10 protein-coding genes are annotated in these 17281 nt (G+C 48.7%); 3 read left to right on the forward strand and 7 right to left on the reverse strand.

The features are described 5' to 3' along the window. Positions 1 to 80 precede the first annotated feature (80 nt). A complete protein-coding gene (locus QUB16_RS26335; protein WP_333320717.1) occupies positions 81 to 623 on the reverse strand; it encodes a GIY-YIG nuclease family protein in 543 nt (180 codons plus the stop codon). Between the two features lie 44 nt (positions 624 to 667). Next, the gene (locus tag QUB16_RS26340; RefSeq protein WP_333320719.1) at positions 668 to 1009 is read right to left on the reverse strand and encodes a hypothetical protein; all 342 of its coding nucleotides are present in this window, start codon (positions 1007 to 1009) and stop codon (positions 668 to 670) included. 454 nt (positions 1010 to 1463) lie between these two features. Here QUB16_RS26340 and QUB16_RS26345 point away from each other — a divergent pair, with 454 nt between their 5' ends. Next, a complete protein-coding gene (locus QUB16_RS26345) occupies positions 1464 to 2264 on the forward strand; it encodes a hypothetical protein (RefSeq protein WP_333320720.1) in 801 nt (266 codons plus the stop codon). Positions 2265 to 2390: 126 nt separating this feature from the next. Here the strand turns inward: QUB16_RS26345 and QUB16_RS26350 are convergent, their stop codons facing one another. Both QUB16_RS26350 and QUB16_RS26355 read right to left on the reverse strand, forming a co-directional pair. Then, entirely contained in the window at positions 2391 to 3254 is an 864-nt protein-coding gene (locus tag QUB16_RS26350) for a sulfite exporter TauE/SafE family protein (RefSeq protein ID WP_333320722.1), read from the reverse strand. Positions 3255 to 3439: 185 nt separating this feature from the next. Continuing rightward, entirely contained in the window at positions 3440 to 4282 is an 843-nt protein-coding gene (locus QUB16_RS26355; RefSeq protein ID WP_333285719.1) for a pentapeptide repeat-containing protein, read from the reverse strand. Positions 4283 to 4937: 655 nt separating this feature from the next. On the opposite strand from QUB16_RS26355, the gene ilvD reads away from it, so the two are divergent. Next, positions 4938 to 6623 (forward strand): dihydroxy-acid dehydratase, encoded by a 1686-nt coding sequence (ilvD, locus tag QUB16_RS26360; RefSeq protein WP_333320724.1) that lies wholly within the window; start codon positions 4938 to 4940, stop codon positions 6621 to 6623. A 120-nt stretch (positions 6624 to 6743) separates the two neighbouring features. On the opposite strand, the gene QUB16_RS26365 is transcribed toward ilvD, so the two are convergent. The 3 genes from QUB16_RS26365 to QUB16_RS26375 all read right to left on the reverse strand — a co-directional run bounded on the left by QUB16_RS26365 (position 6744) and on the right by QUB16_RS26375 (position 7968). Then, a complete protein-coding gene (locus tag QUB16_RS26365; RefSeq protein WP_333320726.1) occupies positions 6744 to 6899 on the reverse strand; it encodes a hypothetical protein in 156 nt (51 codons plus the stop codon). A 41-nt stretch (positions 6900 to 6940) separates the two neighbouring features. Further along, positions 6941 to 7471 (reverse strand): hypothetical protein, encoded by a 531-nt coding sequence (locus tag QUB16_RS26370; RefSeq protein ID WP_333320728.1) that lies wholly within the window; start codon positions 7469 to 7471, stop codon positions 6941 to 6943. 320 nt (positions 7472 to 7791) lie between these two features. Continuing rightward, positions 7792 to 7968: a hypothetical protein gene (locus tag QUB16_RS26375; RefSeq protein WP_333320729.1), complete on the reverse strand. Its 177-nt coding sequence runs from the start codon at positions 7966 to 7968 to the stop codon at positions 7792 to 7794. Between the two features lie 651 nt (positions 7969 to 8619). Between QUB16_RS26375 and QUB16_RS26385 the strand changes: the two genes are divergently transcribed. Next, the gene (locus QUB16_RS26385) at positions 8620 to 17277 is read left to right on the forward strand and encodes a PAS domain S-box protein (protein WP_333320731.1); all 8658 of its coding nucleotides are present in this window, start codon (positions 8620 to 8622) and stop codon (positions 17275 to 17277) included. Positions 17278 to 17281: the final 4 nt, after the last annotated feature.

The following is a 17281-nucleotide window of genomic DNA, read 5'->3' on the forward strand; positions in this document are numbered from 1 at the left end:
GTATTGTACAATACGCGAGCGGGGACGCTCGCACTACAATAAAAAAAATGCTTTTTACAAAACTGAGATGCTCCCGGCAGTCAGGACTTTAAATCCAACAATCCGCTCGTTTTGAGCTTGGGATTAAACCGGATTTCTTCAGTTACGCCGCGAGCTTTCAGCAGTGCGAAAATTTCATTTTCCACGCGCCGCGCGACATTTTTCAACAATTTATCTTTGGCAATTTCATCGGCGAAGATACCTTCATAATTTGCCGTTTCTTGGGCAGTCATTACAGTTTTGGTGTCGATGGGATCGTTCCATTTGGCAGCATCGGCACCGTTACCTTGGGGTTGGGAACCGTTTTCGGCAATCCAACTTTCTCTAATGCTTTCTAGAATAGTGCGGCTGGGCTTGTCAATAGTTTGGACTTTCAGCCAGTAGCAATATTGGGTTTGCCGTACCAAATGCTGTTTGAGGCTGAGGTAAATGTCGCGAGAATAGCCGACAAATTGCAGGACTTTATCGCTGTCAAAAATCGCGTAAACGCCGATTTTTCCCTGGAGAAAATCGGGCAATTTCCCCTCGGAGTCTATGTAGGGAATGAATTCTAAGCTGGCGAGAGATTGAATGTCTTCTGTCATCCGATTTTAGATTTTAGATTTTAGATTTTAGATTTAACCACAGATTAACCAGCCTTTACCTCAGTCTTGAAAACTCGATAAATTGCACAGAGGCGGCTGGGTTTAAATATTTTGGCTTGGAACATGAAATTAGGGGGGACGTTGACGATCGCAAAATCGCTCGATTGATGATACTTTTCAAATTCCGCAGGCATTCCCTTCGGCGTCTCGCTGCTGTAAGGGACGGGCTGAAAAAGTAACTCGGCAAACTCAATGCGCGAGCATTGCAATTGTAGCGCTATTTGTTTGACAAAGCTTTCACCGGTTAATAAACCGAACAGTGCAGTTTTAGCATCGGGTTCGAGGACAAAACTGCTATCGTAGCTTTCAATAATCTTAAGACCCATTTTCTGTATACTCCTGACAGACGGCGGTGAACGCTTATTGGTTAACTGTTGAGCGATCGACTTAATCCTGAATTTTACCTGAGACTGAGCGTTTTAAACGCAGAAGGTCAATCGATTTTAGATTTTAGATTTTAGATTTTAGATTAAAGAATTGAAGTATTGACTTGCGCGAGATAAATACGTTCGGCTCCTTTATCGGATACAGGTTTTTTATTTCTGGACGGATGAATCACGTGGCGGGTATCCTCGATGCTTTCGGTCAATCGATTTTAGATTAAAGATTAAAGAATTGAAGCATTGACTTGCGCCAGATGAATCACGTGGCGGGTATCCTGGATGCTTTCGGTCAATAAAAATACCACAATCCGGAAATTTTGACAAATAGCCCTGATTTATTTGCCGATCGCTTTTATCATGTCGGTATCGCCATCTATCCGACTACGACGAAAAGGCTATGCAGAAGATTGAAAAAGCATCATTCCCGGCTTCCAGAAGTGCCCCGAACCAGCCGGACTGGCTAGAATTGGTAGAATACGCCTCTGTTGCTGGTTCAGCTATTGGCACGATTGCTGCAGGATTGTCGGGCCAAATTGTCTACGCTGCCGCTCCCTTAACCGCAGCACTCTCGATAAATCTCGCCAATCGCCAGCGTTTCGAGCAACAAATGCAACAAAAGGCAAATTCTGCGATCGCGGAGGTACAGGCCTCCGTAGAACCTCGCTCGCAGCAAGTTCAGATACTACCTGGAGAACCTGCGGAACTCTACACCGCTGTCTCCGACTTGCAGCAAAAACTCCTGGGCTTGGAATCCGGCGTCATCGCCGAGGTACAAGCTGCCGTAGCCTCCCTCGAACGCCAAGCCCAGGCGCTGCCTGCAGATTCTCAGGATTTCCACACGCAACTGTCAGATTTGCAGCAAAAACTCCGCATTTTGGAAAATAGCGCCCTCAGAGAGCATGATTGGGAAAATGTCAACGTCCGATTTTTATTGATGGGCGAACAGTTAACTGAAGTTAAAACTATTACGGCTCAGTTACAGGAGCGATCGAACGAAGTAGACTTGGATACAATCCAAGGTTCTCTCAAGCAATTGCAGGATTTGCTCGATCGACCCACAATAGATGCAGGGATGCTGCAAACCGAGATTCAGCATTTGCAGCAGCAAGTGTCCGAATTGCAGCGACAAAATCAAGAAATTGTCAAGCCTTATTTGCAGCGTCTGACTCGCGCCGTGAAGAAACTATCAGCAAATTAGCCTTAGACATCTCCAATAATTATTGTGGAACAGGCATCTTGCCTGTTCCAGACTGGCTTTTTGAAAGATGTCTCTTAGTTATTAGTTTTTCGTAGGGTACTGCGCGCGCACCTTACCAATTACCCATTACCCGTTACTAAATTTTTGCCAAGCTTGCCAGAAAACATAAATCGATAACACTGCCAAGAGCGATCGAAAAGCTAAACTAACAATACGATCGGGCAATCTCGGCAAAAACCGCGTGCTCACCTGCGCGCCCAACAAACCGCCGCCGCCAAGAATTAACCCCACAACCCACAAAACATTCCCGCGCGCCGCGTGTCCCGCCGTCGCCGAAATTGCCGTGATGACGATGACGCCCAAGCTGGTTTGAATTGCGGTTTTAATGCTTTCTCCTAACAGCAAAATTTGCAGGGGAACCATAATTACGCCGCCGCCTACGCCGAACAAACCCGCTAATAAACCCGCCGCACTGCCGGTAGCAATTTTAGCAAAAGTTGGATGGAATATAATATTTGAATTATTGGGTAATTCGTGATTGGTAATTGGTAATTGAGCATTTTCTCCTTGTCCCGCTTGTCCTCCCAGTTCCCCTTGTTCTAGTTCCGCTTTCTTCTTAGCTGTCAGGCGCTTGCGAACTTCAATCAAATAAATATTCAGCCACAGCAACAGCCCAAAAGTAAGTAACAGCAAGTAAGGCGGAAAAATCCCCGCCAAATAAGCACCGATTTGTGCTGTAAGGACGGCTGGAAATCCAATGCCTGCGACTTGACTCAAGCTGAGGTAGCCCATGCGCCAATTCTGGATGCTGCCAGAAATAGCTGTAATGACGATCGACAAACCGCTAGTAGCAACCGCCTGCACCGGAGCGTAATTGAGAGCCACCAACAAAGGCACGAGCACCGTACCGCCGCCGATACCCAAAAATCCAGCTAGAATTCCGGCAAAAATTCCCGCCGCACCCAACATCAATAATTCAGTGATACTCATTAGTCATTAGTCAGTAGTCAGTAGTCAGTAGTCAGTAGTCATTAGTCAGTAGTCATTAGTCATTAGTCATTAGTCATTAGTCATTAGTCAGTAGTCATTAGTCATTAGTCATTAGTCATTAGTGAACAGTGAACAGTGAACAGTCAACAGTGAACAGTCAACAATCACCAATCAACAATCAAATTTTAAGAATCATTAGTCGTGCCGTCGGGCATAATTGCCCGCCTCAAATCTGCATCGCGGAAGTTAGTTCGATTGAGATTAGCATCAATCAAAACCGCTTCCACCAAAACCGCCCCGCTAAAATTAGACCAGCACAGCTTTGCCCGGTACAAATTAGCACCGCTCAAATTAGCTCTTGCCAGCGTTGACCAACTCACATTAGCAACTCTCAAATTAGCATTGCTCAGATTAGCGTCGGTGAGATTAGCTCCAACCATCGTTACTTGGCGCAAGTCTGCACCAGCCAAGTTGGCCCCGCTCACCATCGCCCCGCTGAGAATTGCCTGATTTAGGTTAGCTCTTTCTAAAAGCGACTCGCTGAGGATGGCATTTGTCAGGTTTACCGCTTTGAGAGTTGACCAACTCAAATTTGCCTTCATCAAATTAATGCGAATCATGCTAGCGTCGGTTAAGTTGGCCGCAAACAAATTCGCTTCGGTAAAGTTGGCTTCGGTCAAATTAGCTTCCGTCAAATTAGCCTTAGTCATGTTGACTTCTCTGGCCATTGATCCGCGCAGGTTGGCTCCCATCAGGTTAGCCCCGCTGAGATTGGCACGGCTCAAATCGGTACCGATGAGATTTGCTTCGCTGAGGTTGGCTTCCGTCAAGTCCACCCCTGCCAATTTCACCTCGCGCAAGTTCGCACCCGTCAGGTTAGCGCCTTTGAGGTTTGCGTCTTGGAAATTCGATCGGGTAAAGTTAGCCTCGCTGAGGTTTACCCCTTTTAAGTCGGCCCCGACGAGGTTAATCTCTCGAAAATTTCTTTCTCCGGCCGCATATTGCCTCAGAATTCGATCGGCCTCCATGTCATTCGCCTCGCAATTTTTTTTAAACGTTAGAGTGATGGGTGTTACCACATCATCCCAGATAACCACGGTATTCACTCTGCACGCTGTAGTATCTGTAGAATTTTTCCCTTGCTTTCGGGACACTGCTGTGCCACTCCCTCTTAAAGGGCCTGACCGAAGAACGAGCCCGCCGGGCCCCCGGCCCCGGCCGTGGGGATAAGTCGGTAGCGGTTTCAACCGCCTGAGCGTGTTTGATATAATTTGAGTAGCAAGTAAGAACAACCATCTACGTGAGGAATCATTCTAGTACGGAGGAATCCCGGCAACGGAGATATCCGCCTTTGATGCGGAATACTTAAAGGGCAAATAATGGCAGAGTGAGGAGCGTACCTATCTGGCTTTTGTGGTGGACAAAGACAAGCGAAAAAAAAATTGAAAGTAAGCGCAATTGCAACACCGCTGGTGCTGGTAGTTGTTTTGAGCGTCTAGGGGGACTTTTGCCTGTCCCTTTCAAGTTCGTCTTGAAGAATCCCCCGGCCCCGGCCGTGGGGAGTGTCAAAAATATCAACGCTTCTGAGAAAATTAAAATAGCGTAAAACTCTCGGCACTGGGCAGTCAACAGCCAGCAGCAAAGAAAAACAGACAACAGACAACAGAGAAAGGAAATTTTAAAATGCCTGAAAATTTGAGAAGCCAAGCTGTGACTGGGGGCGTGCAGCGCGCGCCCAACCGAGCAATGCTGCGGGCAGTCGGTTTTGGTGACGGCGATTTCACTAAGCCGATTGTGGGGATTGCCAACGGGTACAGCACAATTACGCCCTGCAATATGGGATTGAACGACCTCGCTTTGCGGGCTATTGCGGGTGCAAAGGAAGCTGGGGCGATGCCGCAGATGTTCGGTACGATTACTATCAGCGACGGGATCTCGATGGGAACTGAAGGGATGAAATATTCTCTGGTGTCGAGAGATGTGATTGCGGATTCGATAGAAACTGTTTGCAACGGCCAAAGTATGGACGGGGTGCTGGCTATCGGCGGTTGCGATAAAAATATGCCGGGGGCGATGATTGCGATCGCCCGCATGAACATTCCTGCTATTTTTGTTTACGGCGGCACGATCAAACCAGGACACCACAACGGACAGGATTTAACCGTTGTTAGCGCTTTTGAAGCCGTCGGCCAATTCAGCGCGGGCAAAATTGACGAAACAGAACTCAATGCAGTAGAACAAAAAGCTTGTCCGGGTGCGGGTTCTTGCGGCGGAATGTTCACGGCAAATACGATGTCGAGCGCTTTTGAAGTGATGGGCATGAGTTTGCCTTATTCTTCGACAATGGCTGCTGAGGATGCCGAAAAAGCTGACAGCGCTGCCGAATCTGCAAAAGTTATGGTGGAAGCTGTCCGCAAACAGTTGTTACCGAGCCAAATTTTGACACGAGCGGCCTTTGAAAATGCGATCGCGGTCATCATGGCAGTCGGCGGTTCAACCAACGCTGTGCTGCATTTATTGGCCATTTCCAATGCGATCGGCGTTGAGTTGTCCCTCGACGATTTTGAAACTATTCGAGCAAAAGTACCAGTGCTGTGCGACCTCAAACCCAGCGGCAAATATGTAGCAACCGATTTGCACAAAGCCGGCGGCATTCCTCAAGTAATGAAAATGCTGCTAGAACAGGGTTTACTGCACGGCGACGCGCTGACAATTACCGGCCAAACAGTTGCTGAAGTGTTAGCAGATATTCCAGCCGAACCCCGCACCGACCAAGATGTCATCCGCCCTTGGAACAACCCGCTTTACGCCCAAGGACATTTAGCAATTCTCAGGGGAAATCTGGCAACAGAAGGAGCCGTTGCTAAAATTACCGGCGTTAAAAAACCGCAAATTACCGGCCCTGCGCGCGTATTTGAATCAGAAGAAAATTGTTTGGAGGCAATTTTAGCGGGCAAAATTCAAGCCGGAGATGTGATTATCATCCGCTACGAAGGGCCCAAAGGCGGGCCGGGAATGCGCGAAATGTTAGCACCAACTTCGGCAATTATTGGCGCTGGTTTAGGCGATTCTGTCGGGTTAATTACTGACGGCCGCTTCTCTGGCGGAACTTACGGCATGGTTGTCGGTCACGTTGCACCAGAAGCACAAGTTGGCGGGACAATTGCTTTGGTAAAAGAGGGCGATTCGATTACGATTGATGCTCAAAATCGCTTGTTGCAGCTCAACGTTTCTGATGCAGAATTGGAGCAGCGGCGCGCTCTTTGGCAGCCTCCTAAACCTCGCTATACTAGGGGCGTTTTGGCTAAATATGCTAAGTTGGTTTCTTCTAGCAGTATCGGTGCTGTGACTGATTTGGGATTGGGTTAAAGTAGGAATTTTTGTAACCGCAGATGAAGGCCGACAAACGCAGATAAACGCAGATAAATAAAATCCTATCTGCGTTCATCTGTGTCCATCCCCTGATATCTGCGGTTACAAAATTCCAAATTAACTGCGCTGATTCAAAAAGCTGCCTGCCATCGACATGGCGTCAGTAATATCTACGCCGCCGTCTCTATCTGCATCTAAAGTAGGAATTTTTTTAACCGCAGATGAAGGCAGATAAACGCAGATAAACGCAGATAAAATCCTATCTGCGTTCATCTGTGTCCATCCGCTGATATCTGCGGTTTCAAAATTCCAAATTAACCGCGCTGATTCAAAAAGCGGCCTGCCATCGACATGGCGTCAGTAATATCTACGTCGCCGTCTCCATCTGAATCTAAAAATGTATTCAAAACGGGATTTCCGCCCTGGGCTGGGTTTTGGGCGTTGCTGCCGGTTTTTAGCAAATTCAGCACCAGCGGCACCAAAACAGGTATCATCGCCTGCACTGTGGCGTTATTCAAACCGGTTCTGTGGGCGATATCGTTCACTATCTGCGTCAGTTGGCCTGCGCCGAACAAACTCTGTACCGCTTGCGGATTGGGATTTGTGCCGCTAAATTGGTTGACAACTTGTTGAGCTTGTGCGTCTCCTGACTGCGAGCGCACGTTTTGCAATGCCGATCGCACGTATCCGCCCAAAACCGACATTGCTAGCTGAGTCGTGCCCGTATTGACGCCCTGGTTGCTGCTCAACTGCTCTACCGCACCGAGAATGTTGCCCAACTGATTGGGGTTTGCTTGTTGGTTGGGATTGTCGATCGCGCTCAAAATTTGGTCAAATAGTCCCATAATTTTCGCTCCGTACAGTGATTGCTCAACTTTAAATTATAGCAAATCCTGTTTTTCAAGATTATGGAAAATGGTTTTTATTTTGGTATTATCACTCATCTATTGGCGTAGCGACAGCCATTCAAGAAGCAATCTCATACCATTTTAGATTTGATTTAGGGGAGCATCTCCTATTTGTAAAAACACTTCTTCTGGCTCCTTCCTTCTTCCTTCTTCCTCTTTTCTCCTGGCTCCTGACTCCTGACTCCTAACTCCTATTTCTAGCGGAGGGCTGCTTTCATTGAGATGCTCCCGATTTTAGATTTTAGATTGGGAATGAATTATGACCTCAGAGTTGGGATCGCGGGCCTGCACTTGCCTTCTTTTTTGAAACTGGTTTCTCCTCTAACTTCTACTCCATGAATTACGGCGTAGGCGAGATATAACTCCGCTTCAAACATTTCTGCCGCTAATTCATCTTTTTTAAGCTGTTGCCACTTCCATTTAATTTGGTTCATTTGGGAACAATCTTCTGGCAATAAGAAGATATATAACCCCTGCTTCTCCCACTTTGACCATAACTGTTGGACTTGCCTTAATCGGTGTATTAAGCCCTTGTCTTGTACGATTGTGCTGAGCGTCCAAAAGGTTTAACCTAGTCTCTCTCAAGCGTTATAGTTTCCAAGTGATTCGCTGAGAAAATGCCAGAGTTTTTGTTCATTGCTTAATCCCACTACACGAGATATTGCTGGTAGTTTTTTACGCTTAATATCAGAAAATACCCACATGAAAGTAATTAAACGCCTCACAAATTCTCACTTCGGGAAGAGTGGTCTGTATGCTATGTATAATTCACAGTAATCGTCAACAAATTTTATCGTTACGGCGGGTTCTCCGAGATTCCACTTACTCCAGTAAATGGTTGAGGACACTTCCTGTTTTTATCATCTCATGAAAGTGATGAAAGAGCGTTACCTGAGAGTTACAGAATTTCCCTAAGTCATTTCCGATAAAAGCGAACAGTAAGTAAATATAATATTTAAAGAATGTCGTGCATCTAAGTAATTCTTCTCCGTACTAGGGATCGCCCCACGCTACGCTATCAGCTCACGTAAGTGTTTAAGGGGAAGTGTTTAAAAAAATAATCAGCAATAAAATCCTATAAAATCATGTTCATTCGTACTACGGCTCTCACTCCAATAGAACTCAAAACTGCCATCATCCGGGAGCCCTTGGTGGTTTCGCCCGATACGACGGTGATGGATGCGATCGCCCAAATGAGCGGCGTGCGATCGCTCTGCAACACCGCTAGAACGGCGGATGGTCAACTCGAAGACCTCCACATAGAGGCGCGATCGAGCTGCGTGTTGGTAGTGGAAAACGAGCAAGTGGTCGGCGTACTGACCGAGCGAGACATGGTGCGGCTGAGTGCCCAGCAGCGTTCCTTGGAGAATTTGGTGCTCCGGGAGGTGATGACACACCCCGTCGTCACCTTCCGCGAGTCCGCCTTCACCGATTTATTTTTTGCGATTAATCTGCTCCAACATCACCACATTCGCCATTTGCCCATCGTGGACGAGCTCGATCGCCTAGTGGGCCTAGTGACTCACGAAAGTCTGCGCCAAATATCTCGACCCCTCGACTTGTTGCGGTTGCGTATGGTAGCAGAAGTGATGACCCGCGAAGTGATTTGTACTGCGCCAGATTCTTCCCTACTGGCGATCGCCCAACTTATGGCAGAGCATCGCGTCAGTTCCGTGATGATTGTACACCCAGGCGGCATCTCTACTGAACCGCTACAAATGCCAGTGGGGATTCTCACCGAGCGGGATATTGTGCAATTTCAGGCCTTGGGCTTGAACATGGAAACCTGTCGGGCTGAGGCGGTGATGAGTACACCAATTTTTAAGGTTAAGCCAGAGGAGTCGCTCTTGACTGTGCAGCAGATCATGGAGCAGCGATCGATCCGTCGGTTGGCGGTGACAGGGGAGCTAGGAGAACTATTAGGCATCGTCACCCAGACCAGTTTGCTGCAATCCCTCAACCCGCTGGAGCTATACAAACTGGTCCAGAAGTGGGAAGAGAAGGTGGTGCGCCTAGAGGCGGAAAAGGTGGCGCTGCTGGCAAATCGCAACCTTGAGCTCGAGCAACAGGTGGAAACTCGGACAGCCGCTCTCAACACCAAGGTACAACGAGAGAAATTACTCGCAGACTTGGCCACCCAAATTCGCTCGTCCCTAAGCCTGCAAACGATTTTGGATACGACTGTGCAGCAGGTGCGGCAAGTGCTCGGCTGCGCTCGCGTCAATATTTGGCGGTTTGAAGCCGATCGGGAAATCGTTGTCGTGGCAGAATCCACCGACTCGTCCCTGTCTCTGTTGGGCCAACGGGTCAATGATACCTGCTTTAAGCAAGACAATCCTGAGATTTATCGTCAAGGACATGTTCGCGTCGTACCAGATATCTCCACAGCCAACATATCAGACTGTCATCGGCAGATGCTGATCCGCCTCCAGACAAAAGCCAAAATTTTGGTGCCGCTACTGTGTGGCGATGAGTTATGGGGCTTGCTCAATGCCAGCGAAAGCCAGCACGCCCGCGACTGGCAACCGGAAGAAGTCGAACTGGTACAAGCCTTATCAGTGCATCTGGCGATCGCCATTGGGCAAGCCACGATCCACCAAAAATTGCAGAAGGAACTAATCAAGCGACAGCGGATCGAAGCCACCCTGATCGAGAGCGAAGAACGCTACGCCGCCCTTGCGGCAGCCGCTCCGGTGGGGATTTTTCGCACCGATGGGGAGGGGCTATGCACCTATGTCAACGATCGCTACTTTCAGATCAGCGGACTCACACCAGGAGCCACTATCGGACAGGGATGGCAACGAGGAGTGCACTCCGACGATCGCCATTGGGTCATTGCCAAATGGGAGCAATTCATCCAAGGTAACGACTCTTTTGAACTCGAATATCGCTTTCAACGTCCCGACGGTGAAGTAACGTGGGTTTATGGGCAGTGCGTCCCCGAACTCGATGCCAATGGACATCGGAGCGGCTATATAGGCACCATTACCGACATTAGCGATCGCAAACGAACAGAAGCCTCCCTGCAAGAGAGCGAAGAACGCTACGCCACCCTAGTGGAAGTCGCACCAGTGGGGATTTTCCGCACCGATCCAGTGGGCAACTGCATCTATGTTAACGATCGCTGGTGTCAGATCAGCGGACTCACCCCAAAAGCCGCCATCGGGGAAGGATGGCGACAAGGGCTGCACCCCGAAGATAGCGACTCGATCGCGGTCGAATGGCAACAATCTGCCCAAGAAAATCGCCCCTTCCAGCTAGAATATCGCTTTCAACGTCCCGACGGTGCTGTGGCGTGGGTATATGGGCAGTCCGTTGCCGAACTGGATGCAGACGGGCAAGTAGTCGGCTATGTAGGCGCTATTACAGACATTAGCGATCGCAAACTTGCCGAAACCGCCCTGATCCAGAGCGAAGCCCACAGCCGAGCCATATTAGCAGCAGTTCCAGACTTCATGTTTCGCATCGGTGCCGATGGTATTTATCGGGGGAGCGTGACAGCCAATCGTCAGCTCGACTTTCTCGGTACAGATTTCGATACCCCTGGTGTGGCGATGGTGGATATTATGTCAGGAGAAATTGCGACCCGACATCTACACCACCTAGAGCAAGCCTTACGCACAGGAGAACTGCAAGTTTATGAACAGCAGGTGCACGTTGGCCCGCGCCTGCAATATGAAGAGGTCAGAGTTGTCAAGAGCGGCGAAGATGAAGCCTTGTTTATGATTCGAGACGTTACGGCTCGCAAACAGGCCGAGCGACAACTGTACCAACTAAACCAACAGCTAGAAGCAAAAGTCGAAGAACGCACCCAAGAGCTTTGGCAAGTCAACAGCCTGCAACGCGCCATCCTCGATGGTGCTGATTACTCCATCATCTCCACTGACCCAACTGGCATCATCCAGACCTTTAATGCTGGAGCCGAAAGGATGCTCGGTTACAGTGCGGCAGAAATAGTGGGCAAAGTCACGCCTGCACTCATCCATGATGCAAACGAGGTAATTGACCGGGCATCCTCACTATCTGCCGAACTAAGGCAACATATTCCCCCCGGCTTTGAGGTTTTTGTTGCCAAAGCACGCCAAGGTATTCTCAGCGAAGAAGAGTGGAGCTATATCCGCAAAGATGGCTCTCGATTTCCTGTGTCGCTATCCATCAGCACCCTCAAGGATGTCAATCAACAAATTATCGGCTTTTTAGGCATCGCCAAAGATATTAGCGATCCCAAACGTGCAGAAGCAGAACTACAGAAAGTATCGGATCGCCTCGCTTTGGCGCTCAAATCAGGGGCGCTCGGCTGTTGGGAATGGGACATTGGACAAAATACCCTGTTTTGGGATGAGCGGATGTACGAACTCTATGGAGTCACTAAATCCTCTGATAGTCGTTTGGTCTACGACATTTGGGTAAACGGGCTACATCCTGATGACCGCAACTCTAACGACACATTGATCCGCCAAGCCGTATTAGGACAGGCAGAATTTGATACTGAATTTCGAGTGTTGCATCCCGATGGCAGCATCCACTTTATTAAAGCTTATGGAGTGGTGGCGCGAGATGCCCAAGGCAATCCCCAGAGCATGATTGGGGTTAACTTTGATATTAGCGATCGCAAACAAGCTGAACTCGAACGACAGCAGTTAATTCAAGAATTATCAGCCTTTAAACAGGCCTTGGATCAGTCTGCCGTTGTGGTCATTACCGATCGCGAAGGGGTGATATCCTACGTCAACGATCGCTTCTGTGCGAGGTCTGGCTACTCCCGCGATGAACTCATGGGCAAAACCCATCGCCTAGTCAACTCTGGCTATCATCCCCCTGCATTTTTCCAAGATTTGTGGCAGACCATTACTAGCGGTCAGGTTTGGCGCGGTGAAATTTGCAACCAGGCAAAAAACGGTAGCCTGTACTGGGTTGCCAGCACCATTGTCCCCTTTTTGGACGAAGGCGGGCGACCTTTTCAGTATCTAGCCATTCGCTTCGACATTACCGATCGCAAGTTGGCCGAAGCCACGCTTCGGCAGGAAAATACTTTCCGTCAACAAATTGTAGAAAACATGACAGAAGGGCTGTGCGTTTTCCATCAAGTTGAGGAGTTTCCCTTTGTCCGCTTCACAGTCTGGAATCAGCAAATGCAAACGATTACGGGTTACACCTTAGAAGAAATTAACCGTCTGGGGTGGTATCACAGCTTGTACCTGAATGATCAAGAATCTCAAAAACAGACGATCGCCGACCTGAAAAAGATGCGACAAAGGGGCAACTTCATCGCTCAGGAAAGGGAAATCCGGCGCCAAGATGGACTGTGCCGCACTATCTCCTTTTCCATCTCTATCCTATCGATGGATGATGAACATCTCTATGTGCTTTGCCTGATCCAAGACATTACTGAGCGTCAACAGACAGAGCGAGAAAATGGCCTGTTGAAAGAACGCCTCGAATTTCTTCTAGCCTCCAGTCCCGCCATGATCTATAGCTGTAAGCCCTATGGCGACTATGACGCAACCTTCATGAGCAAAAATATCGAAGCCATTTTGGGCTACACAGCAGAAGAATTTTTATCGACACCTGGGTTCTGGGCTAACCATCTTCACCCAGAAGATGCCCCTAGAGTTTTTACACATATATCGGCTCTCTTTGAACACAATACTCATCAGCATGAATATCGATTTTTGCATCGCGATGGTCACTACGTTTGGCTACGGGATGAGCTGCGTCTGCTGCGAGATATCGAAGGCAAGCCAATCGAGATTGTTGGCTATTTTGCAGATATTAGCGATATCAAACAAACCGAAGAAACCCTAAAAATACAACTGGCGGCAATTGAGGCGGCGATCGACGGCATTGCGATTATGCAAGGAGAGACCTACCTCTATGTGAATCAAGCCCATCTAACACTGTTTGGCTACGAACATCCCCAAGAACTGCTGGGCAAAACCTGGAAACTTTTGTATTCCCAACAGGAGTTAGAACGGTTTGAGCGGGAAGTCTTTCCGGTGCTGGGGCGCGATCGCGCTTGGGAGGGAGAGGCGATCGCCACCCGCAAAGATGGCTCTACCTTTGCCGAAGGGCTATCCCTCACCGTCACAGAGGATGGATTATTGATTTGTGTATGCCGGGATATCAGCGATCGCAAACAGATCGAAGCCCAATTAGCAGAGAGTGAAGCTAAATTCCGGCGGCTGGTAGAAGGGGCTAATGATTTGATCTGGTCATGCGAACCCGATGGCATACTCACTTATTTGTCACCGCAATTCAAGACCATGTTTGGCTGGGACGAGAGTGAATGGATTGGTAAGCCGTTTAGTTCTCTGGTGCATCCAGACGATCGCCCTTTGGTGGTGACTGATTATCGGGAGAATATCAAATTTGGTAAAAAGTCAAGTGATTATGAGTTCCGAGTTCGCCACCGAGATGGCAATTATGTCTGGGTGAGAAGCAGTCCCACACCCGTTATAAATGCTGAAGGGGAATTGATTAGCATCCAGGGAATTTTATCGGATATCAGCGATCGCAAACAAGCTGAACTCGCCAGGGAAAGCAGTGAAATCCGCTTCCGCCGGGTGTTTGAGTCCAGTGTGAGCGGCATGATATTTGCCGATTTTCAGGGGAACATTATCGATGCCAACGATCGCTTCTTACAGATGGTTGGCTACACGAGGGAGGAACTAAATGCGGGGCTAATTCATTGGGATGCCATGACCCCCCCCGAATATGCCCACGCTGATGTTGTAGCGATGGAGCGCGTGATGCAGGATGCCTCCAGCGAGCCCTGGGAAAAGGAATACTACCGTAAGGATGGCAGCCGCCTTTCTGTCCTGATGGGAGCCGCACTTCTTCCAGGCTCAGACGCTCAAACTATTTGTGTATTAGTAGACATCACCGAGCGCAAACAGGCCCAGAAGGCTTTGCAGGAATCTCAGCAGTTTCTGCAAACCGTACTCGATACCATCCCGCTTTCGGTGTTTTGGAAGAATCGAGAGTCGGTTTTTTTAGGATGCAATCAGCAGTTTGCCAAAACTCTAGGCTTGGCATCTACGACTGAAAGTATAGGTAAAACAGATTTAGATATTTGCCACGTAGAAGTCGAGGCGAACGATTATTGTGCGATGGATCGGCGGTTAATAGAAACGGGTGAAGCTATATTAGGGCTCGAAGAAACGCTAACCCTACCCAATGGTAAACCAATATTTATCGAAACCCACAAGGCTCCCCTGCGAGACTTCTCAGATAATGTTATTGGTCTGGTAGGCACGTTTCAGGATATCACCGATCGCAAAGAATCCGAAGCGAGATTGCAACAACAAGCAAAACAGGAACGTTTGCTGGGAGCGATTACTAAACGGATGCGATCGTCTCTGCATCTCGACGAGATTCTCAATAGCACTGTTGAGGAAATCCATCAGCTCTTGCAATCAGACCGAACGCTGGTTTATCGGGTTTATCCTGAAGGAGCGGGGGCTGCCATTGCTGAATCTGTTTCGCCAAATACGTCTAAGCTCCTGAATATCCTCTTCCCTGAAGAGGTTTTCCCCGAAGAGAACTACGATCGCTATATCCAAGGAAGAGTTTATGCCCTCAACGATAGGGAAGATGAAAACGAGTCAATCTTACCCTGCTTGGTTGAATTCCTCGCAGAAATCCAGGTCAGAGCCAAACTCGTAGTTCCAATTATTCAGAATCAAATCCTCTGGGGATTGCTGATTGTTCATCAATGCGATCGTCCGCGCCAATGGCAAGAGTGGGAAATCAATTTACTTAAACAAATTGCTAACCAATTAGCGATCGCCATTCAGCAATCTTACCTCTACGAACAGGTACAATCAGAACTGGCTATCCGCAAGCAAACAGAAAAGGCGATCGCTTTACAACTGCAACGGCAGCGAACTTTGGGAGAAATCGCCCAGCAAATTCGCGAATCGTTGGATATTAAGCAAATTTTGGCGACTGTGACACAGCAAGTCAAAGAAATCTTGCAAGGCGATCGGATCATCGTAATCCGGCTATTTGACAATGGCAGAAGTCAAATAGTTGAAGAATCTGTGTTGACCGAGTTTCCCGCGCTCAAAAACCTTCACTGGGACGACCAACTGTGGTCTCAAGAAATCCTCAACCACTATTGCCAGGGCAAGCCCCGTATCGTCCCCGATATAATGACCGATATGGGGACTAATTGCTTGGTGGAATACGCAAGCGTTGGTGAAGTCAAGTCCAAAATGGTTGCACCTATCCTGCAAGAAGTCCGAGGCAGCGAAAGCCATAGAGGGGTTGCCGCTGGGCAAACCAACAAGCTCTGGGGGGTTTTAGTTGTCCATGCTTGCCGAGAAAAGCGAGTCTGGCAAGAGTCTGAAGCGCAACTCCTGCAACAAATTGCTAACCAGTTGGCGATCGCGGTTCAACAAGCTAGCCTATTTGAGCAGTTGCAGCAAGAACTCACCGATCGACAACAAGCCCAGCAGCAACTCACCGAGCGCAACGAACAACTGGCAGTCTCTAACCAAGAGCTCGCCCGTGCTACCCGTCTCAAAGACGAATTCCTAGCCAACATGAGCCACGAACTCCGCACGCCCCTTAACGCCATTCTGGGCATGAGCGAGGGGCTACAAGAGCAAGTATTTGGCATCGTCAACGAACAACAAATCAAAGCTTTACAAACCATCGAGCGCAGTAGCTCTCACTTGCTAGAGTTAATCAACGACATTTTGGATGTCGCCAAAATTGAATCCGGTCAAATGGAGCTCGATTGCACCCCAGTTTCAATCAATCATCTCTGTCAATCCAGTCTGCCATTTATTAAACAACAAGCCCTGCAAAAACGCATCCAGCTAGAGATTAAAGTCCCACCCAATCTGCCCGACTTATTGATTGATGAACGGCGGATGCGCCAAGTCTTGATCAACCTGCTCAATAACGCGGTAAAATTCACTCCTAACGGAGGACGCATCACCCTAGAAGTCAGCCGTCAACAGCGCCGGGCCGACCCAGATTCTGCCGATTCCCCACCCCATTTTTTGGTCAAAGAGACTCTGCGAATTTCTGTCATCGATACAGGTATTGGTATTGCCCCAGAACATATCAACAAACTGTTTCAGCCCTTTATCCAAATCGATGGCGCCCTGAATCGTCAATATCAGGGGACAGGCTTGGGGCTTGCCCTGGTGAAACGCATTGTCGAACTCCACGGCGGGCAGGTGTTGCTCACCAGCACTGTGGGTGTAGGAAGTTGCTTCACGATCGAATTGGAGGGCAGGCACGGGGGCATCGAATTGGAGGGCAGGCACGGGGGCACTGCCCCTACTGGTGCGCCCTCCTCTGTTGCCCTGGAATCCCAGACAGAGCCCCGCATCGAACCCAGCGAACCCGAACAGGGAGGCTCTCCCTTAATCTTGCTGGCGGAAGACAACGAAGCCAATATCACTACGATTTCGAGCTACCTGAAAGCTAAAGGCTATCGCATTCTCTTGGCTAAGAATGGAGAAGAGGCGATCGCCCTGGCCAAGTCGGAAAACCCCAATCTAATTCTGATGGACATTCAAATGCCTGGTATGGATGGTCTAGAAGCTATGCAGCATATTCGCTGCGATCCAAACTTAGTCGATCTGCCGATCGTTGCCCTAACTGCCTTAGCCATGACGGGCGATCGCGATCGTTGCCTTGCCGCCGGGGCCAATGATTACCTCACCAAACCCGTCAAGCTGAAGCAATTGGCAAGCACTATTCAACAACTTTTAGCTTCTAAGTAAGTAA

The organism is Microcoleus sp. D3_18a_C4, assembly GCF_036702415.1.
Classification (GTDB): Bacteria; Cyanobacteriota; Cyanobacteriia; order Cyanobacteriales; family Microcoleaceae; genus Microcoleus.